A 20108-nucleotide genomic window follows, 5' to 3' on the forward strand; every position below is an offset into this window, starting at 1 on the left:
TATGGCATCAAACAAAAAATATTGGAAAAGCGAAGCGGAGTTAAACCCTAACGATTCCATTGTTGAGGCACTAAGACAGAATGAATTTGTGGAACAGATTCCTGCGGATGACTTTTTGGGTGATAAACAAAATTTGTCGTCAACAAGTACCAATAGAAGGGATTTCCTAAAATATATTGGTTTCAGTACCGCCGCGGCTTCCTTGGCCGCTTGTGAGGGGCCCGTTATAAAGTCCATTCCCTATGTGGTTCAACCAGAGAACATTGTTCCCGGCGTTGCTAATTACTATGCCACCACCATAGCAAATGGATTTGATTTTGCAAGCGTACTTATCAAGACCCGTGAAGGTCGCCCAATTAAAGTGGAGAACAACACCTTGGCCAAAGTAGGCGGTGGCGCCAATGCTAGGGTTCAAGCTTCGGTACTTTCTTTGTACGATAGCACGCGACTACAAGGTCCTATGGCCAATGGAGAGCCCATTGAGTGGGATGCTTTGAACGCAGCGGTAACTGCAAAAATGAATAGTCTTAAGGGTTCTGCGAAAAAGATTGTTTTGCTTACGCAGACGTATGCAAGTCCTTCAACGGATCGTTTGATTTTGGACTTGATGACCACTAATGAAAATGTGGAGCACGTAACCTATGATGCTATTTCAGAGGATGCTGCACTAACGGCCTTTGAGCAGGCTTATGGTGAGCGCGCTTTGGCGGATTATGATTTTGAAAAGGCGGATTTGATCATTTCCTTTTCTGCTGATTTTCTAGCGGATTGGCAAGGCGGAGGATATAGTTCTGGATATTCCAAAGGGCGTGTTCCAAAAAACGGAAAAATGTCCAGACATGTACAGTTGGAGGCGAATATGTCCCTAACTGGTGCCAATGCTGATAAAAGATTTCCTTTGACGCCAACGGCACAAAAGGTCGTTCTGGCAAAATTATATGGTAAATTAAACGGAACCTCAGTAGGAGGAAATACGTCTGAGTACGATGCCATTGTGGACCAAATTGCTGCCGAGGTTAAGAAAGCGGGTTCCAATGCAGTGGTAGTTTCCGGTTTGGATGATGTAAATGCACAGTCCGTTGTTTTGGCGATAAACAAAATGTTGGCAAGTAAAGCATTTGACCCATCAGCTCCTAGATACATTAGAAAAGGAAGCGTTAAACAATTGGAAAGTTTGATTTCCGATATGAAATCCGGTAGGGTTGGGGCTTTGATTATGGATGGTGTAAACCCAATGTATTCCCTGCCTAATACTACCGACTTTAAGGAAGGTCTTGAGAAAACAGATCTTTCAGTTTTGTTTACTACCAATTGGAACGAGACTGCGGAAGCGGTTCAATACACAGCGGCTTCCAACCACTATTTGGAGTCCTGGGGAGATGCCCAGTTCAAAAAAGGACATTACAGTTTAATGCAACCCACCATCAAGGAGTTGTTCGATACAAAACAGCTCCAGTCAGCCTTATTGACTTGGATGGGGAGTGAAAGTTCTTACTACGACTACATTAAAGATACATGGAGTGCCAATATCCTTAACGGTTCAAGTTGGAATCAAGCATTGCAGGATGGGGTGTTTGTCGCTCAAGCCACTGCAATAGATATTGATGGTGAAGTGGTTGCGGTTGAAGAAGAGACAGAAATGGAAACTAGTGCAGTGCCAATTGCCTCTGCTGTGCGAAGTTTGGCCAATGCCACTAGTGGAAGCGGTATAGAACTTACTTTGTATTCAAAAGTGGGTATGGGTGATGGCCAGCAGGCCAGCAATCCATGGTTACAAGAATTTCCGGATCCAATCACAAGAGTTTCCTGGGATAACTATGTCACTATTTCAAAAGCGGACGCAGAATCCTTAGGAGTTAAGAATGTGAATGTTGCCAATGGCGGTATGGATGGCGATTATGTCAACCTAACTGTCAACGGTGTTACAATTCAAAATGTGCCCGTCGTCGTTCAGCCCGGTCAGGCAAAAGGGTCTGTGGGTCTCTCCTTTGGTTACGGTAAGACCACAGGAATGAAAGAAGAGATGCAAACCGGTGTCAATGCTTTCAAACTGTATCAAGGATTCAATGCCAATCAGATGGTGACCATTGAAAAGACTGGTGGTAACCATGAGTTCGCTTGTGTCCAGCTTCATAAAACATTAATGGGTAGGGGCGATATCATCAAGGAGACAACTTTGGAAATATTCAATACAAAGGACCATGCGGAGTGGAATCACGTTCCCCAGGTTTCTTTGAACCATCAGGAGGTTCCTGCAACTTCGGTCGATCTTTGGGAAAGTTTTGATCGTTCCATTGGTCATCATTTCAATTTGTCCATCGACCTAAATGCCTGTACGGGATGTGGAGCTTGTGTGATTGCTTGTCATGCTGAGAACAATGTGCCTGTAGTAGGTAAGAAAGAGGTACGGGTTTCTAGGGATATGCACTGGTTGCGTATCGACAGATATTATTCTTCGGAAGATACTTTTGAGGAGGATAATACTAAAAAGGAGGAATTGGATGGACTTTGGGGTGACAATGGTTCCCTAGGAGGTTTTGGTGAAATGGAAGATCCATCGGATAATCCTCAGGTAGCTTTCCAGCCGGTAATGTGTCAGCATTGTAACCATGCTCCTTGTGAAACGGTTTGCCCTGTTGCGGCTACCTCACATGGTAGGCAGGGTCAGAACCAAATGGTTTATAACAGATGCGTTGGTACCAGATATTGTGCCAACAACTGTCCATATAAGGTTAGAAGGTTCAACTGGTTCTTGTATAACAACAATGATGAGTTCGATTTCCACATGAACAATGATTTGGGTAAAATGGTATTGAATCCAGATGTAAATGTTCGTTCAAGAGGGGTCATTGAAAAATGTTCTATGTGTATTCAAAAGACACAAAAAACAATTTTGGATGCCAAGCGTGAAGGAAGGACAATCAAGGATGGAGAGTTCCAAACCGCTTGTTCCGCCGCCTGTGATAATGGAGCTATGGTATTTGGTGATATAAATGACGAGAACAGTAAAGTGGCAGAACTAAAGGAAAGTAACCGTATGTACCATTTATTGGAGCATGTTGGGACAAAACCAAACGTTTTCTATCACGTAAAAGTTAGAAATACCAACGAAGCGTAACAATACTAGAAAGTAATTATAATAGAAGTCTATGGCGTCGCATTACGAAGCACCTATACGAAAACCCTTAGTACTTGGAGACAAAGGATACCATGATGTAACCGTGGATATTGCAGCTCCTGTAGAGGGAAGGGCCAATAAGCATTGGTGGATTGTTTTTTCCATTGCCTTGGTGGCATTTCTTTGGGGAGTAGGTTGTATTATTTATACCATATCAACAGGTATCGGAACCTGGGGATTGAACAAGACAGTTAACTGGGCTTGGGATATTACAAACTTTGTATGGTGGGTAGGTATCGGTCATGCAGGAACCTTGATTTCTGCAGTACTGTTGTTATTCCGTCAAAAATGGAGAATGGCTATAAACCGTTCTGCGGAGGCTATGACCATTTTCTCGGTTATCCAAGCCGGTCTTTTTCCAATTATTCACATGGGTAGACCTTGGTTGGCCTATTGGGTATTGCCAATTCCAAACCAGTTTGGGTCCTTGTGGGTGAATTTTAATTCGCCGCTTCTTTGGGACGTATTTGCGATATCTACATATCTGTCGGTTTCCTTGGTGTTTTGGTGGACAGGTTTATTGCCGGATTTTGCGATGTTACGTGATAGGGCCATTTTACCCTTTCAGAAAAAAATATATAGCTTATTAAGTTTCGGTTGGAGCGGTCGTGCTAAGGATTGGCAGCGTTTTGAGGAGGTTTCCTTGGTTTTGGCAGGTTTGGCAACTCCTTTGGTACTTTCGGTACATACCATCGTATCGTTTGACTTTGCTACATCGGTAATTCCTGGTTGGCATACGACCATCTTCCCTCCATACTTCGTTGCAGGGGCGATTTTCTCCGGATTTGCCATGGTAAACACTTTATTGATTATCATGAGGAAGGTTTGTAGCTTGGAGGCCTATATAACGGTACAGCATATCGAGCTAATGAACATCGTAATCATGATTACAGGGTCAATCGTTGGTTGTGCCTATATTACCGAGTTGTTCATGGCATGGTATTCTGGAGTGGAATATGAACAATATGCCTTCTTGAACAGGGCTACCGGACCTTATTGGTGGGCCTATTGGGCCATGATGACCTGTAACGTGTTCTCACCTCAATTCATGTGGTTCAAGAAGTTAAGAACAAGTATAATGTTCTCTTTCTTTATTTCCATTGTCGTAAATATTGGTATGTGGTTCGAGCGTTTCGTGATTATCGTTACCTCCTTGCATAGGGACTATCTTCCATCCTCCTGGACTATGTTCTCTCCAACATTCGTGGATATTGGAATTTTTATCGGAACAATAGGATTCTTCTTTGTACTCTTTTTATTGTACTCGAGAACCTTCCCGGTTATAGCACAAGCGGAAGTTAAGTCGATCCTTAAATCATCTGGTGAGAAATATAAGAAACTAAGGGATGCCGGTCAGCCGCTTTATCAAATCTCAACGGACAGGGTTATAGTTAAGGAAGAGCCCGTTGTCACCCAGGATGTGGTAATGGGCGAAGTTGAACCAACCAAGGGCGACAAGGTTGGGGTAAACGAGCTATAAAGCAGCATTGGAACTTTTGATGCTACCAAAGAATCTCCAGATGACCTTAAGAAGGTCAAGGGAATAGGACCTCAGATGGAGGCGACTTTAAACGAAATCGGTATCTATACCTTTGCCCAGGTGGCAAGAATGACTGAAAGGGAGTATGATTTGTTGGACTCGATTACTGGTTCCTTCCCTGGAAGGGCACAGCGTGATGATTGGGCCGGACAAGCAAAAATTTTAAACAACAAAAAGTAGGCTATGGCATCTAAAGTTATACAAGCATTTTACAATGATGATGATGTGCTAATGCATGCTGTCAAAAAGGTTAAGGCTGCCAAACATCACATTGAAGAGGTCTACTGCCCCTTTCCGGTGCATGGTCTTGATAAGGCGATGGGATTGGCACCTACCAGAATAGCCATTACTTCCTTTTTATATGGCTGTGTGGGTCTGACCGTTGCCATCGTAATGATGAACTTTATTATGATCAAGGATTGGCCACAGGATATTGGTGGAAAACCAAGCTTTAGTTATATAGAGAACATGCCGGCTTTTGTGCCAATCATGTTTGAGCTTACGGTCTTCTTTGCCGCACACTTGATGGTAATTACATTTTATCTGCGCAGTAGGTTATGGCCTTTCAAGAAAGCTGAAAATCCCGATGTAAGAACTACCGATGACCATTTTGTTATGGAAATTGAAATTCATGGGAACGAACAGGAGTTGAAGGATTTGCTTGCGGGTACTGGTGCTGTGGAAATTAATATATCAGAAAAAAACAGTCATTGAATATGAACAGTTTTCTAAGAATTACGGTCATAGGATGTTTATTGGTAGTTATTGCCGCTTGTCAGGATAAGCGTAAACCAAATTACCAGTACATGCCGAACATGTATGAACCGGTAGGTTATGAAGCTTACAGTGAGGTGGATATTTTGCCTTCAAACCAAGAGGCAATGGTTCCACCGGCAAATACCATAAACAGGGGTTGGTTGCCTTATGAATTTGAGAATTCCCCAGAAGGCAAGGAACTTGCCAGGTTAAATTCAAGTCCGTTGGATTCTTTGGCCAAGGACGCCAATTTGGCTGCGGGAGCGGAAATGTATACTATTTACTGCGCAATATGTCATGGTGATAAAGGCGATGGTCAAGGTACTTTGGTGAAAAGGGAAAAAATACTTGGTGTGCCCAGCTATGATGATCCAGCAAGAAACATTACAGTTGGTACGGCATATCATGTTCAGATTTATGGTTTGAACTCAATGGGATCGTACGCGTCCCAAATGAACACGACAGAAATGTGGCAGGTAGCCGAGTATGTAATGAAGCTGAAACAAGATTTAACCAAATAATAGGTGAACAATACTATGTATACGTTTTCGAATAGACTAAAATTAGGTTCCATCATATTAATGGCCGTAGGGTTATTAGGAATTATTGGTGGTTTTGTTATGGCTCCCGGTACCGTTGAGGAAGCAAAGGCCATGGTTGCCGCCCACGATGATGGACATGAAGCCGCTGCTTCGCACGACTCGGAAAATTCCCATGCTTCTGCAGCGAGTCATGAAGGTGACCACAGTGCCTCACATGATGAGCATTTATTGGATCAGCTTAAAAATAGACCTTGGGCGGCCTTGTACGTAGCGGCCTTTTTCTTTATGATGATCGCCTTGGGCGTGTTGGCCTTTTATGCGATACAAAGGGCGGCACAGGCGGGTTGGTCCCCTTTGCTTTTTAGGGTTATGGAGGGAATCACGGCTTATTTGGTTCCTGGAGGTATTATCGTATTCGTAATTTTGGTGCTGTCCGTACTTCACATGAACCACTTGTTTATTTGGATGGACGCAGATGTGGTTGCCCATGATGAATTGTTACAAGGGAAATCGGGTTATTTGAATCCTACCTTCTTTTTGATTAGGGCGGCTATCTTTTTAGGTGGTTGGATTGCCTACAGGGAATATTCTAGAAAATTGTCCTTGAAACAGGATGAATCCAATGATAACTCAAACTTTAAAATGAATTTTAGGATTTCCGCTGCATTTTTGGTTTTCTACCTTATTTCGGAATCCATTATGTCCTGGGATTGGATTATGAGTGTTGAACCACATTGGTTCAGTACCTTGTTCGGTTGGTACATCTTTGCAAGTATGTTCGTCTCGGGTATTACCGTAATAGCCATGGTTACTATCTACTTAAAATCCAAAGGATACTTACCCGATGTAAACGATAGTCATATTCACGATTTGGCTAAATTTATGTTCGGTATCAGTATTTTCTGGACGTATCTTTGGTTTTCCCAGTTCATGCTAATATGGTATTCCAACATTCCAGAGGAAGTCACGTATTATGTAACAAGAATCGAGGATTATAAATTGCCTTTCTTTGGTATGGTAGCAATGAATTTCTTGTTCCCATTATTACTTTTAATGAATAGTGATTATAAACGTATCAATTGGTTCGTTGTTATGGCGGGTATCGTTATTTTGGCCGGACACTATATGGACATCTTTAATGCCATCATGCCGTCTACTGTGGGAGATCAGTGGTTTATTGGTATTCCAGAAATTGGGGCTATATTGTTTTTTGCTGGATTGTTCATTTTCTGGGTGTTCAGGGCGCTTTCAACCGTACCCTTACAACCAAAGCGGAATCCATTTATTGAAGAAAGTAGACACTTTCATTATTAGTGAGTTTTAAAGTATAATATCAATACATACAATGACTACATTATTGACTTTAGCTGTTTTAGTTCTCGTGGCAATTGCCATTTGGCAAATGACCAAGATATTTGAGTTGTCACAGCTTAGAACAGATAATTCAGAGGTTGCCAATGACAAGGATAACAAGAACAACGGATATCTTATGTTCGCTTTTCTGGTCTTTATTTATGGCATTACCATTTTTAGCTTTGCAAAGTATGGTAAGGTACTTTTGCCAGAGGCCGCTTCGGAACATGGGTCGGATTATGATTTGTTGATGTTGATATCCATGATAATTATCTTTATAGTTCAGATAATTACGCAGGCACTATTACATTATTTTGCTTTTAAATATCGTGGGGAAAAGGGCAAGAGGGCCCTATTTTATGCCGATAATAATCGCTTGGAGTTCATTTGGACAATCATTCCAGTTATTGTTCTTGCCGGTTTGATTCTATATGGTCTTTATACATGGACAAACATTACGGACATCAATGACGATGATGACCCGCTCATTGTAGAACTTTACGCACAGCAATTTAACTGGACGGCCAGATATGGAGGTGCGGATAATACTCTGGGAAGTGCCAACGTTCGTATGATCGATATTGATAAGGCCAATGTTTTAGGACTTGACGAATCAGACCCGTATGCAGGGGACGATGTTATCGTTAAGGAATTACACCTTCCGGTGGGTAGAAAAGTGAACTTCAAGATGAGGTCACAAGATGTCCTTCATTCCGCGTACATGCCCCACTTTAGGGCTCAAATGAACTGTGTTCCCGGTATGATTACGGAGTTTTCTTTCACGCCCACATACACCACGGAACAAATGAGGCAGAATCCGGATATTGTTGATAAGGTTAAGAGAACTAATCAAATTAGGGCGGAAAAATCTGCTGAAACTGGAGAGGTAATAGACCCGTGGGAGTTCGACTATGTTTTGCTCTGTAACAAGATATGTGGAAAGTCTCATTACAATATGCAGATGAAGATTATTGTTGAAACAGAAGAGGAGTACAATGCATGGATGGCAAGCCAACAAACGTTTAAAAATACCATGACGGCCAGTGCCCAATAAGAAAAAAATTGTCTATAATATAAAAGAAAAAACTAGATTATGTCAGCAACAGCACATGTACATGTAGATAATCACGCACATGATGATCACGGGCATCATCATCACAAGGAGACGTTCGTAACAAAATACATATTCAGTCAAGACCATAAAATGATTGCCAAACAGTATTTTATTACTGGGGTACTCATTATGGGTTTTATTGGTATAGCGATGTCCCTTTTGTTTAGGATGCAATTGGCTTGGCCAGGGGAATCAAATGTCTTTTTTGAAGCCCTTCTGGGCAAATGGGCGCCCGAAGGAGTTATGGATGCCGACATCTATTTGGCATTAGTGACCATGCACGGAACCATAATGGTGTTTTTTGTATTAACTGCAGGGCTTAGTGGAACATTCAGTAATTTATTGATTCCGCTCCAAATTGGCGCAAGGGACATGGCCTCCGGTTTCTTGAATATGGTATCCTTTTGGCTATTTTTTGTGTCCTCTGTAATTATGGTACTATCGTTATTCGTAGAGGCTGGGCCAGCTGCTGCCGGTTGGACCATTTATCCACCATTGAGTGCATTACCAATGGCCCAACCTGGATCTGGATTGGGAATGACCCTTTGGTTGGTTTCCATGGCCATATTCATTGCATCTTCGCTATTGGGTTCATTGAATTATATTGTAACGGTTCTGAATTTGCGTACTAAAGGAATGACCATGACCAGGCTGCCATTAACCATTTGGGCATTCTTTGTTACTGCAATTATTGGGGTTATCTCGTTTCCGGTATTGCTATCCGCTGCTTTATTACTCATAATGGATAGAAGTTTTGGAACATCGTTCTTTTTGTCGGATATATTCATTCAAGGGGAGGTATTGCATTACCAGGGAGGTTCCCCCGTTTTGTACGAACATCTATTCTGGTTCTTAGGCCATCCAGAGGTATATATTGTTTTATTGCCTGCATTGGGTATTACCTCAGAAGTAATGTCCACAAATGCACGTAAACCAATATTTGGTTATAGGGCTATGGTTGCCTCTATTTTGGCAATTGCATTCCTTTCTACTATTGTTTGGGGCCACCATATGTTTATTTCGGGTATGAACCCATTTTTGGGTTCCGTGTTTACCTTCACAACCTTGTTGATTGCGATACCTTCCGCTGTAAAGGCGTTCAACTATATAACAACGTTATGGAAGGGTAACCTGCAAATGAATCCAGCAATGCTATTTTCTATTGGGTTGGTATCTACCTTTATTACTGGCGGATTAACGGGAATCATATTAGGAGATAGTACCTTGGACATTAATGTGCACGACACCTATTTTGTTGTGGCGCACTTTCATTTGGTAATGGGTATTTCTGCATTGTATGGTTTATTTGCAGGAGTCTATCATTGGTTCCCTAAGATGTTTGAAGGTAGGATGCTTAACAAGAATTTGGGGTATGTTCATTTTTGGATAACGGCAATCTGTGCTTACGGTGTTTTCTTCCCAATGCACTTTGTGGGTATGGCCGGAGTTCCACGACGGTATTATGAAAACACCGCTTTTCCAATGTTTGACGAATTAGCTGACGTACAGGTTTTGATGACTGTCTTTGCTTTAATTGCCGGGGCAGCTCAGTTAATATTTGTTTACAATTTCATTTATAGTATGTTCTATGGTAAGATAGGTCCTAAAAATCCTTGGAGTTCAAATACCTTGGAGTGGACCACTGAAATAAAACATATTCATGGAAATTGGGATGGTGCAATTCCAGAAGTACATCGTTGGGCCTATGATTACAGTAAAGTGGATGCCAATGGAGAATATATAATACCTGGACAGGATTTCGTTCCCCAGCATATTCCGCTAGGGGAAGACGAAGAAGAATTAAATCATTAATTCAACGATCATTTAATATAAAATGCCTGACTATAGTCGGGCATTTTTTTTGCTTTAAACGTTTTGGGTTTGCTACTTGTTAATTTATAATATCTTTATGTAGCAAAGTGCTTAGTTTTAAGTATTCTAGTATTATGAAATGAACCTAAACCATGCTTAATATTTACTGAGATGTTTATAGGCGAATTTCGTCGGATGTTTAAAAGGTAAATAAAAGAAAAACAAATGAAAAAGTTATTGTTTATAGTTTTTGCCCTGGTATTTGGGATTCAGGCCTATTGTCAAAGGAAACCAAAAATAAAGGGAAACAGGAATGTGGTTGAGGTTAGGGAAAGCCTTCCTGCTTTTAATTCAATACAACTGGACGATGATTTGAAAGTATACTTGAAAAAGTCCTCCAATGAGGGTTATTCCTTGGAACTGGATGATAATTTGATCGATGTCTTAAAGTTCAAAGTGGAGGATAGTACCTTGTTCATTTCTTCGTTTTATAATATCACTTCAAAAAGAAAGCTTGATATAACCGTTAATTACACAGAACTGAATAAAATTACCATGAACAACGGTGAAATAAGTATGGAGGATGTTATCTCGGGCGATCGCTTGGACGTCCTAACTAGGGAGACATCCCGTTTGGAACTCAATGCTACGGCGGATATTATTAATATACATATGGAGGGTATTAGTTCTGGCGATTTTAATGTGGCCAGCGATTCCCTTGTGATGAACCTCAAGGGCCGAATAGATGTCAGAGTATATTCTGCGGGAGCAACCACTAATCTGTTCATGTATGAAAATGCATCGGCAAAGTTGGAGGGTGCCACGGATCTTCTCATGGTCAAATTATACGGAAAAAGTACCCTTAAAGGAGAACAATTGGAGGCGAAGCAGGCTATCGTAATCCTGGAAGACTCCCCAGATGCCCGGGTGAATGTTTTGGAGGATTTTCAATTATCTTCAAGAGGTTCCTCCAAAACAAGCCTGTATGGAAATCCCAAGATTACCATTTTGGATTTTCTAGATACTTCACAACTCGATAAGGAAAATAATTAATTGGCAATAGGGGCGGTCAAACAATTGTCCGGAATACCAAAACCTTCCACAAGTACATTGATGTGGGGTCTAAGCTCCGTGCACAGACGTTCCACACGCTGTCGTATGGCCTTGGATTTTGTGCCACCAATATAACCTTGTTCCAAATACCAAGAGGCATCTTTTCTAATTTCGTAGAGGGCGAATAAAGTGCCCAATTTTTGAAACAGGGTCCTTTTCTTTTCATCTTGGATGTTTTCAGTGAAATTGAAATAAGTATTATAAGCCAGTTCAATACTATAGGCTTTTCCCAAAGCCAATAAATGCGTCTGGACCTTTAAAAATGCCTGATAGGAAGGTACTCCCTTTTTAATGTAATCCCTAATGCGCATTGCCAAGGTATAGGTCAATCTGCGGGTCCTATAATCAAAGGCGTGCTTGTGGAATTTGGGATTGTACAAATGTTCTTTATCCACCTTGTTGGAGTAGATGGGATTTACAGTTGCCAATTTATCCGATAATTGCTGGCTCAGCAACTTTAAAACGGAAGAGAAACCTGCACTATTGAATTCCGATTTAAAATCTGAGAGGACACCTTTCGCCGCCAATTGCAAGAGCACGTTGTTGTCCCCTTCAAAGGTGGTAAAGATATCCACATCGCCTTTGAGGTCGGCAATACGGTTTTCCAAAAGGTATCCTTTGCCACCACAGGCTTCCCTACACTCTTGGATGGTATTGTTGGCATACCAGGTAATAATCGATTTTAGTCCGGCTACCTGTGTCTCCACCTTGCGCTTGTCAGGCTGACTTTCATCGCAATAAACCTCCATCATTTTGTCCAGTGTGGCATGATAAACATAGGCACTGGCAACCAAGGGTGTCAAACGTAATTGGTGGGTAGGATAGTCCATCAAAAGGTCTTCCTGTATTTTGATGCTATCGTTGAACTGCCTTCTCTTCAGGGCATGTTTAACGGCAATCGTCAATGCCATTTTAGCCCCGCCCAGACCGGCACGGGCCACACAGATACGACCTCCCACCAATGTTCCCAACATGGTAAAAAAGCGTTTGTTTGGATTATCGATTTCCGAATAATAGGCACCATCGTCCGTAATGCTACCGTACTTGTTGAGCAAATTTCTTCTGGGCACTTTCACTTGGTTGAACCATATCTTTCCATTGTCTACCCCGTTCAGACCCAACTTATAACCGTTGTCCTCTATCCGGATTCCGGGGAGCAGTTCATGCTTTTCATTTCTCAAGGGAACTAAAATGGAATGGAGGCCTTGATTTTTTCCATCAACGATGAGTTGTGCAAAAACAGAGGCAATCTTGGAATGCAAAGCGTTGCCTATGTATTCTTTGTTGTCGTTCTCACCGGGAGTGTGAATAACTAGGCTGTCATCTTCCTTTCTGTAGGTTGCCGTGGTTTTGATGCCCCTAACATTGGAGCCATGTCCCGTTTCCGTCATTGCAAAACAACCTAAAAGGGTTGCCTGTCCCGCATCGGATAGATATGCTTCATGGTGATATTTGGTGCCCAGTTTTTGAATACTTCCCCCAAATAGTCCAAATTGGACTCCAAATTTTATGGTCAAACTACCATCCACGTACATCAGGTTTTCAAAAATGGTAGCATACCCTTCCATGTCGCCCGTACCGCCGTATGCACTCGGATACGCCATGGCGCCATATCCGTTTTGAGCCAAAAACTTTACCTGTTCCAAAACTACCTCCCTAAAATTTTCTTTCTGTCGATGAACGTCCCAATCGAAGTTGGAATGTTGCATGAATTCTTGAAATCGATCAATGACACGGGCGTGTTTCCCTTTAAGGATGACAGAAAGCTCCTTGGCTACATACGTATTGGCACTGGCCATGTGTTCAACTTCCACCTCGAACAAATGATTGTAGTGATTGGGTTGGATGCCCAAGTTGACTTCAATATTTTTTAAATGTTCGTTAAAGGGACATGTTTCGTGATAATGGCATACTACTTTTTGACTGAAGGTTGTCAACGGATAGGTTTCCCCTTCCAATAATTTGATGCCCGAATTGGAAATTGTCTGTTTCCAATTTTTGAATTCCTCATTCTTAGGAGGATTTTTAACCTGTAACCAAGAGTTCAAAAGAACTTTTTCGGTATTCGATAGGCTCGCATCCTTTTCGATGGCTTTTTCCACAATATTGACCTCGGAAGCGGATACGAGGTCATCGGACCAAATAACATAAAAAAAGGGAATGTATTGAAGGATTCCCGGGGTGTAAATTTTCTTTTCCATTTTTTGAAAATACAAATTTCTACCTGAAATTCTATGGAATAAAGAAAACAGTAGTTCAAAAAAAATTAACGAGTGTTTGCCTATCTTTGTTGATGTATGAATGAATACCTAGACCCGTCCAAAAACGGTTTTTCGGATGCCGAACTAGATATAGAGAGGGCTTTGCGCCCCGTAAGTTTTGATGACTTTACGGGTCAGGAGCAGGTTTTGGAAAACCTTAAGGTTTTTGTGGAGGCGGCCAATCGTAGGGGGGAAGCCTTGGACCATACACTTTTTCATGGCCCTCCCGGATTGGGAAAAACCACACTTGCGAATATATTGGCCAATGAACTGGGCGTAGGTATCAAGATAACCTCCGGTCCCGTGTTGGACAAGCCCGGGGATTTAGCGGGACTCTTGACCAATTTGGATGAACGGGACGTACTTTTTATCGATGAAATCCATCGGTTGAGTCCTATCGTGGAGGAGTATCTCTATTCCGCGATGGAAGATTACAAAATCGACATCATGATAGAAACGGGCCCCAATGCCCGTACGGTGCAGATAAACCTAAATCCGTTTACATTAATTGGGGCGACCACCCGATCGGGTCTCTTGACTGCCCCCATGCGGGCACGATTCGGTATTCAAAGTCGGCTACAGTACTATGATACGGAATTGCTTTCTACCATTGTTCAAAGAAGTGCGGATATTTTAAAAGTTCCGATCACCAATGAGGCGGCCTTAGAAATAGCGGGAAGAAGTAGGGGAACCCCTAGAATCTGTAACGCCTTATTGAGGAGGGTTCGAGATTTTGCACAGATAAAGGGCAACGGTAAAATAGACATCGAAATATCAAAATTTGGTCTTAAGGCCTTAAATGTAGATGCCCATGGTTTGGACGAGATGGACAATAAAATATTGACCACCATCATTGATAAATTTAAGGGAGGCCCGGTAGGAATAACCACGTTGGCCACGGCCGTATCGGAAAGTGCAGAAACCATTGAAGAGGTCTACGAACCTTTTTTAATCCAACAAGGTTTTATAATGCGCACGCCTAGGGGTCGGGAGGTGACCGAGTTGGCCTACAAGCACTTGGGAAGGATAAAAGGGGGTATACAGCCTGGTTTATTCTGAAGTTTCGTTTTTCTTTTTATCTTGTTACAAACCTAATTAATCGGTTTGCAATAGATGCGTTTCTTTCAGTATACCCTTTTTCTTTGCCTTATCAATTCAGGATTAATCTTTTCACAAGAAAACGTCTATGTGCTGGACACATTATATCCGGTCCATTCCCTCGATCACGTTCTAAAGGTGTATCCGGATATCAATGATGTTTTTACACCCAAAAAGATTGTTGCCGATACCACCCTCTCTTTTCTCCAAGGAGATGAATTGCCCCGATATCTAGAGGTTGGAACCACCTATTGGGGAAAACTCAGCTTAAAAACAAAAGAACCATTAATTGGCTGGACCTTGCATTTTGAAGATAAAATGATCGGTCCACCGGCATGGACTAAAAGTAATGGAACCGTTGACGTCTATGGGTATGTAGACAAGGAATTTATATTCCATCAAAAAACGGGAGTCGAATATCCAAAGAAAGAAAAGACATATAAGGGTAATTGGATTATGAATGCGATTACCTTAGATTCACTGCCCGTCAATAAGGTTGTAGAAGTGATAATCAAGGTTAAAGGCAATGCTATGGGATATCCGGCCTATTTCAATTTGACTGCTAGAAGCCCTGATCAACCCTATTACCATCAGTTTAACCAGTACCACAGTAGTTTCAATATTTTTTTATTTGGTGTTACGTTCATCATATTGCTTTATCATTTTTTGCAGTACATCTATTTGAGGGAACCTATTTTTCTTTGGTTCTGTATTTGGTTGGTTTTTTGTACCCTAACCCAGGCTATGACCGTAGGGTTTATCATTGGTGGTTTGGCTAAGTTTCGCTACATAACATGGTTACTAATAGCAAATGGAATTTTTTATTCATTTTGGTTTTTTGGTAGGGCGTTTATAGATTCCAAAATCAAATTTCCAATATTGGACAGAGTGATGCTAGGCCTAGCATTGTTCATCTTGGTGGAGATACTTTTAACAACTGTTTACGTTCTATTATTAGAACCCCAAACATCCTTCACCGGGGTAGGTTTTCATTATGTTTTTCTAAATGTTTATGCCGTTGCTAGCTTGATAGTGTCAATTGTTATTGCGCTTAAGAATGATGCATTCGCCAGATATTTTGGAATTGGTTCTATTGTCGCCAGTATTGCTCTCGTAATAGGAACACTTTGGTCAATGGACTTGATGAATCCCCCATTTAGACTTGACCCTTATGCCACGGGTATTTTTCTACAAATTATTATATATTCCTTCGGTATTGCGTATAGGCGTCAAACTATAGCCAAACGAAATGAAAATGAAAGAGTGGAAGCGGAAAAATCGCGTTCTGAGATTCTTCGTATGAAGGATTTAGATGAGCTAAAGACTCGATTTTTTACCAATATTAGTCATGAGTTCAGAACGCCGCTAACTTTGATTCAGGGGCCCCTGGAAAATGCCAAAAGAGTGCAAAAGGACAATGAGATACAAGGCGTGACCTTAAGTGAAACGGAATTTAATATTGTGCAAAGAAATTCTTCCCGTTTGCAATCCTTGGTCGATGAACTATTGGAACTTTCCAAATTGGAGAGTGGGAAGACAATACTTTCCCTAACTAAAAATGATATTATACCATTTTTAAAATTGATGGTCTATTCATTTGAAAGCACCGCGGAACGTGCCGGTATTTTCTATGAGGTAACGTTCAGCTCAGATTCGGAAATTGGCTATTTCGATGCTGATAGGTTGGAGAAAATAGTCAACAATCTGTTATCCAATGCATTCAAGTATACCAGCCAAGGGGGAAAGGTTACCGTCAATGTTGATTTTAATAACGGCAATCTTGACTTTTCTGTTTCAGATACTGGTAATGGAATCTCAAAAGAAGATATTGGCAATGTTTTTGATCGGTTTTATAGAGTGGAAGGCTCTGAACGTAATGGTTCTGGAATCGGGCTTGCATTGACAAAGGAGTTGGTCGAATTGCATCAGGGAGAAATAAAGGTAGAAAGCTCCTTAGGGAAAGGCACCGCATTTTACTTAAAAATACCCATTACTTTGGAAGGTCTCCCCAAATCAGCCATGATAGTTGAGGCCCAAGCACCAACAGATACTGAAGAAGGGTATTTTGAAACATTTACCACGCTTAGTGAAAAAGGAAGTAATAGGTCCAAAAGGGATTTGCCAATTGCATTGATCGTAGAAGATAATGAAGATTTAAGAAGTTATGTGGGCGGCATTTTAGAGGAACAATATGAAATTTTACTTGCTAAGGATGGGGAGGAAGGAGAGAGGATTGCTACGACTGAAATACCGGATATTATCATTAGTGACGTCATGATGCCCAAAAAGGACGGATTTGCCTTATGTGACACGTTAAAGACGAATAGCAAGACGAGTCATATCCCCATTATATTACTGACCGCCAAGGCCGGCCAGGACAATAAGATGCAAGGACTTTATCAGGGTGCCGATGCCTATTTAACCAAACCTTTCGCTTCCGATGAGCTTTTGGTACGAATCAAAAATCTAATAGGTTTAAGAGAAAAGCTTTGGATAAAGGTGAAGGAGTTAGATGGTCTCCTGGTGGACGACCTTTCCTTAAATTCAATGGAGGATGAATTTCTTAAAAAGGTTTTTAAGGTCATCAACGAACACCTGGAAGATTGTTCTTTTTCCGTAGAGCTACTTGCCAGCTCTGTGGGTTTTAGTCGTGCCCAATTACATCGCAAATTAAAGGCGTTAACAAATAAATCTGCCAATCAGCTTATATCCGAAATTCGTTTGAATAGCGCATTTAAACTTTTACAGAATTGTACTGGTAATGTTTCTGAAGTTGCGTATAGTGTTGGTTTTTCCAATCTCTCATATTTTGCCAAGAGCTTTAAGGAAAAGTTTGGAATCTCTCCAAGCGAAGTGGCCGTCATTAGAAATTAGAGGCTTTTAAGTTATTGATAATCAATGTTTTTATTTAGGTGAGACAAATCTGTTAAGATATGCGACATTTTTGTCAAACACATATGTAGCTTCTTTTGACCTTAGCGATACTGTTCCCCAAAGGACATATAATATTTCATTTAAATCGTATCGTTATGAAAACATTAAAAGGCACAATTGCAAGTTTAGGAAGTCTATTATTACTCATAGTAGTTACTTCCTGTTCAAAAGAGGAGACTACTACTACAGAAAACGAGCTTGAATTGGTATCCGTAAAAGCAAAGAAGGAAACATTGGAATCCCAATTGAAAAAAGTTAATAGAGCAACCATGCGCTATCACAGCTTTGAACAGGCGAAAAAGGCAGGCTATGCCGATCCTTATCCATTTAATCCATCTATATATGTTCCCAACATGGGCTTCCATTATATCAATGTAGGACTTATCGATGGTGAATTTGATATGGAAAAACCAGAAATTCTCCTGTACGTGCCCAATGAACAAGGTCAGCTAAAATTGGTAGGTGTCGAGTACGCGGTTCCAAAGGCTATTTCTCCTACACCCCCAGAAGGTTTTGTGGGAGACGCGGATCACTGGGATGACAATCCCAATGTGGCGGGAGGTTCATGGACACTTCACGCCTGGATCGTTGAAGAGAACCCCAATGGAGTATTTGCAGAATTTAACCCTAATGTGCCTTTTAGTGACCCTTCCGATAATTAGGCCTATACGGATTTAACAACCAAAAAAGAAAGAAGATGAAAAATAAATTAATCGCGATCATGACCTTTTCGGTATTGATATTGGCCTCGTGCAACCGGCCTAAGGAAAAGAAGGTCGCAGTAATAGAGGAAGCAAACGTTAAAACGGTGAATTTAGAAGAGCGAGGTGAGTATTTGGTAAGTATAATTGGCTGCGCAGATTGCCATACGCCCAAGAAAATGACTGCAATGGGTCCTGTGCCGGACATGGACCGTTACATGATGGGATTTGACAGTTCCGGAGCTTTACCGCCAATCCCTGAAAATGTTCCTTTAGGCCCTTGGGCTTTGTTTGCAGGGGATTTAACGGCTGCGGTTGGACCTTGGGGAACCAGCTATGCCGGTAACCTTACGCCTCATGAAACAGGTATAGGAAGCTGGACATTAGACCAATTCAAGAAGGCAATTAAAGAGGGAAAATATAAGGGACTGGATGGTTCTAGACCAATTATGCCTCCAATGCCCGTAGAGGCCTACAGAAGTATGAATGATGAGGATGTCGAGGCGATTTTTGCCTATCTAAAATCTTTAAAACCTATTGAAAATGTTGTGCCGGTCTATATACCGCCTACTTCCTGATTAACTATTTTAAATTAAAATTAATGTACCTTCGGAATATGAACAGAAGTATATTATCACAGCGAATAAAAACCGAAGCCAAGCGCCTCGGTTTTTTGTCTTGTGGTATATCCAGGGCAGAGTTTCTTGAACAGGAAGCCCCAAGACTGGAGCGCTGGTTGAAAAAAAACATGCACGGGGAAATGGGGTACATGGCAAACCATTTCGATAAACGACTGGACCCTCGCTTGCTGGTGGACGGGGCCAAGTCAGTGATATCCTTGTTGTTGAATTACTTTCCACAAGAAACTCAAGAAAAAGACACCTTAAAGGTTTCCAAATATGCATATGGTGAGGATTATCATCATGTGATCAAAGGCAAACTAAGGCAATTGCATGATTTTATATCCGAAGAAATCGGTGAGGTGAAAGGGCGTGCCTTTGTTGATTCAGCACCGGTTTTGGACAAAGCGTGGGCAGCAAAAAGTGGTTTGGGATGGATCGGGAAGAACAGCAACCTATTGACGAAAGAGGTCGGTTCCTTTTATTTTATAGCAGAGCTTATTATCGATTTGGAATTGGATTACGACACACCTGTTACGGATCATTGCGGGACCTGTACGGCCTGTATCGATGCCTGTCCCACCCAAGCTATTATAGAACCCTATGTCGTGGACGGCAGTAAATGTATTTCCTACCTTACGATAGAACTCAAAAATGAAATTCCGACCGAGTTCCAAGCTAAAATGGACGATTGGATTTTTGGCTGCGATGTTTGTCAGGATGTATGTCCATGGAATCGGTTTTCAAAACCACATAAGGAACCTTTGTTCAATCCGCATCCGGAGTTGTTGTCCATGACCAAAAAGGACTGGGAGGAGATAACGGAAGACGTTTTTAAAAAAGTGTTCAAAAAATCGGCTGTGAAAAGGACCAAATTTTCTGGATTGAAAAGGAACATTGAATTTCTACAAAAAGAGTCCTAAACCACTACAACGTTATAGCTGGGTTTTGATTTCTAATTATCCTTCTATTTATATTTACTTTTCGTTAATTATACTATATTGCTAGACGACTTTTTATGAGGATTCAAAAAAAGGGATTGTTGTATTTTGTCAATCCCGTAATTACTTTCTATAAAATCAAATA

At 41.3% G+C, this 20108-nt stretch carries 15 protein-coding genes; 14 read left to right on the forward strand and 1 reads right to left on the reverse strand.

Going from position 1 to position 20108, the window contains the following annotated elements; translation table 11 throughout:
• Window position 1 precedes the first annotated feature (1 nt).
• From PP181_RS05365 to PP181_RS05400, 9 genes are all read left to right on the forward strand, one after another.
• Window positions 2-3118 (forward strand): TAT-variant-translocated molybdopterin oxidoreductase, encoded by a 3117-nt coding sequence (locus tag PP181_RS05365; protein ID WP_272636272.1) that lies wholly within the window; start codon window positions 2-4, stop codon window positions 3116-3118.
• Between the two features lie 31 nt (window positions 3119-3149).
• Window positions 3150-4658 (forward strand): NrfD/PsrC family molybdoenzyme membrane anchor subunit, encoded by a 1509-nt coding sequence (gene nrfD / locus PP181_RS05370; protein ID WP_419776370.1) that lies wholly within the window; start codon window positions 3150-3152, stop codon window positions 4656-4658.
• 75 nt (window positions 4659-4733) lie between these two features.
• Complete coding sequence (locus PP181_RS17735; protein ID WP_419776371.1) at window positions 4734-4898, forward strand: hypothetical protein; 165 nt, start codon at window positions 4734-4736, stop codon at window positions 4896-4898.
• Window positions 4899-4901: 3 nt separating this feature from the next.
• A complete protein-coding gene (locus PP181_RS05375; RefSeq protein ID WP_138258778.1) occupies window positions 4902-5432 on the forward strand; it encodes a DUF3341 domain-containing protein in 531 nt (176 codons plus the stop codon).
• Window positions 5433-5434: 2 nt separating this feature from the next.
• Entirely contained in the window at window positions 5435-5995 is a 561-nt protein-coding gene (locus tag PP181_RS05380) for a c-type cytochrome (RefSeq protein WP_272636273.1), read from the forward strand.
• Between the two features lie 15 nt (window positions 5996-6010).
• Complete coding sequence (locus tag PP181_RS05385) at window positions 6011-7330, forward strand: quinol:cytochrome C oxidoreductase (protein ID WP_272636613.1); 1320 nt, start codon at window positions 6011-6013, stop codon at window positions 7328-7330.
• A 31-nt stretch (window positions 7331-7361) separates the two neighbouring features.
• Window positions 7362-8423 carry a cytochrome c oxidase subunit II gene (locus tag PP181_RS05390; RefSeq protein WP_272636274.1) on the forward strand — a complete coding sequence of 354 codons (1062 nt, stop codon included), beginning with the start codon at window positions 7362-7364 and terminating at the stop codon, window positions 8421-8423.
• A gap of 39 nt (window positions 8424-8462) precedes the next feature.
• Complete coding sequence (locus PP181_RS05395) at window positions 8463-10295, forward strand: cytochrome c oxidase subunit I (RefSeq protein ID WP_272636275.1); 1833 nt, start codon at window positions 8463-8465, stop codon at window positions 10293-10295.
• A 225-nt stretch (window positions 10296-10520) separates the two neighbouring features.
• Window positions 10521-11348, forward strand: a complete 828-nt coding sequence (locus tag PP181_RS05400) for a GIN domain-containing protein (RefSeq protein ID WP_272636276.1) — start codon at window positions 10521-10523, stop codon at window positions 11346-11348.
• Here PP181_RS05400 and PP181_RS05405 read toward each other — a convergent pair.
• On the reverse strand, window positions 11345-13609 hold the full coding sequence (locus tag PP181_RS05405; RefSeq protein WP_272636277.1) for an acyl-CoA dehydrogenase family protein: 2265 nt from the start codon (window positions 13607-13609) through the stop codon (window positions 11345-11347). The genes PP181_RS05400 and PP181_RS05405 overlap by 4 nt on opposite strands.
• 96 nt (window positions 13610-13705) lie before the next feature.
• Here PP181_RS05405 and ruvB point away from each other — a divergent pair, with 96 nt between their 5' ends.
• From ruvB to queG, 5 genes are all read left to right on the forward strand, one after another.
• Window positions 13706-14728 (forward strand): Holliday junction branch migration DNA helicase RuvB, encoded by a 1023-nt coding sequence (gene ruvB / locus PP181_RS05410; protein WP_272636278.1) that lies wholly within the window; start codon window positions 13706-13708, stop codon window positions 14726-14728.
• A 129-nt stretch (window positions 14729-14857) separates the two neighbouring features.
• Window positions 14858-17641, forward strand: a complete 2784-nt coding sequence (locus PP181_RS05415; protein WP_272636279.1) for a hybrid sensor histidine kinase/response regulator transcription factor — start codon at window positions 14858-14860, stop codon at window positions 17639-17641.
• Window positions 17642-17796: 155 nt separating this feature from the next.
• The gene (locus PP181_RS05420) at window positions 17797-18363 is read left to right on the forward strand and encodes a hypothetical protein (RefSeq protein WP_138258770.1); all 567 of its coding nucleotides are present in this window, start codon (window positions 17797-17799) and stop codon (window positions 18361-18363) included.
• A 35-nt stretch (window positions 18364-18398) separates the two neighbouring features.
• Entirely contained in the window at window positions 18399-18980 is a 582-nt protein-coding gene (locus tag PP181_RS05425; protein ID WP_272636280.1) for a c-type cytochrome, read from the forward strand.
• Window positions 18981-19018: 38 nt separating this feature from the next.
• Window positions 19019-19945 carry a tRNA epoxyqueuosine(34) reductase QueG gene (queG, locus tag PP181_RS05430; protein ID WP_272636281.1) on the forward strand — a complete coding sequence of 309 codons (927 nt, stop codon included), beginning with the start codon at window positions 19019-19021 and terminating at the stop codon, window positions 19943-19945.
• Window positions 19946-20108: the final 163 nt, after the last annotated feature.

The sequence above is a fragment of the Maribacter sp. PR66 genome, assembly GCF_028464205.1.
GTDB classification, from domain to species: domain Bacteria; phylum Bacteroidota; class Bacteroidia; order Flavobacteriales; family Flavobacteriaceae; genus Maribacter; species Maribacter flavus.

Coding starts and splice junctions, on each gene's coding strand:
- PP181_RS05385 (WP_272636613.1), top strand. CDS start 6,011: ATGTATACGTTTTCGAATAGACTAAAATTAGGTTCCATCATATTAATG.
- PP181_RS05400 (WP_272636276.1), top strand. CDS start 10,521: ATGAAAAAGTTATTGTTTATAGTTTTTGCCCTGGTATTTGGGATTCAG.
- PP181_RS17735 (WP_419776371.1), top strand. CDS start 4,734: ATGGAGGCGACTTTAAACGAAATCGGTATCTATACCTTTGCCCAGGTG.
- ruvB (WP_272636278.1), top strand. CDS start 13,706: ATGAATGAATACCTAGACCCGTCCAAAAACGGTTTTTCGGATGCCGAA.
- PP181_RS05365 (WP_272636272.1), top strand. CDS start 2: ATGGCATCAAACAAAAAATATTGGAAAAGCGAAGCGGAGTTAAACCCT.
- PP181_RS05425 (WP_272636280.1), top strand. CDS start 18,399: ATGAAAAATAAATTAATCGCGATCATGACCTTTTCGGTATTGATATTG.
- PP181_RS05405 (WP_272636277.1), bottom strand. CDS start 13,609: ATGGAAAAGAAAATTTACACCCCGGGAATCCTTCAATACATTCCCTTT.
- PP181_RS05390 (WP_272636274.1), top strand. CDS start 7,362: ATGACTACATTATTGACTTTAGCTGTTTTAGTTCTCGTGGCAATTGCC.
- queG (WP_272636281.1), top strand. CDS start 19,019: ATGAACAGAAGTATATTATCACAGCGAATAAAAACCGAAGCCAAGCGC.
- PP181_RS05395 (WP_272636275.1), top strand. CDS start 8,463: ATGTCAGCAACAGCACATGTACATGTAGATAATCACGCACATGATGAT.
- PP181_RS05420 (WP_138258770.1), top strand. CDS start 17,797: ATGAAAACATTAAAAGGCACAATTGCAAGTTTAGGAAGTCTATTATTA.
- PP181_RS05380 (WP_272636273.1), top strand. CDS start 5,435: ATGAACAGTTTTCTAAGAATTACGGTCATAGGATGTTTATTGGTAGTT.
- nrfD (WP_419776370.1), top strand. CDS start 3,150: ATGGCGTCGCATTACGAAGCACCTATACGAAAACCCTTAGTACTTGGA.
- PP181_RS05375 (WP_138258778.1), top strand. CDS start 4,902: ATGGCATCTAAAGTTATACAAGCATTTTACAATGATGATGATGTGCTA.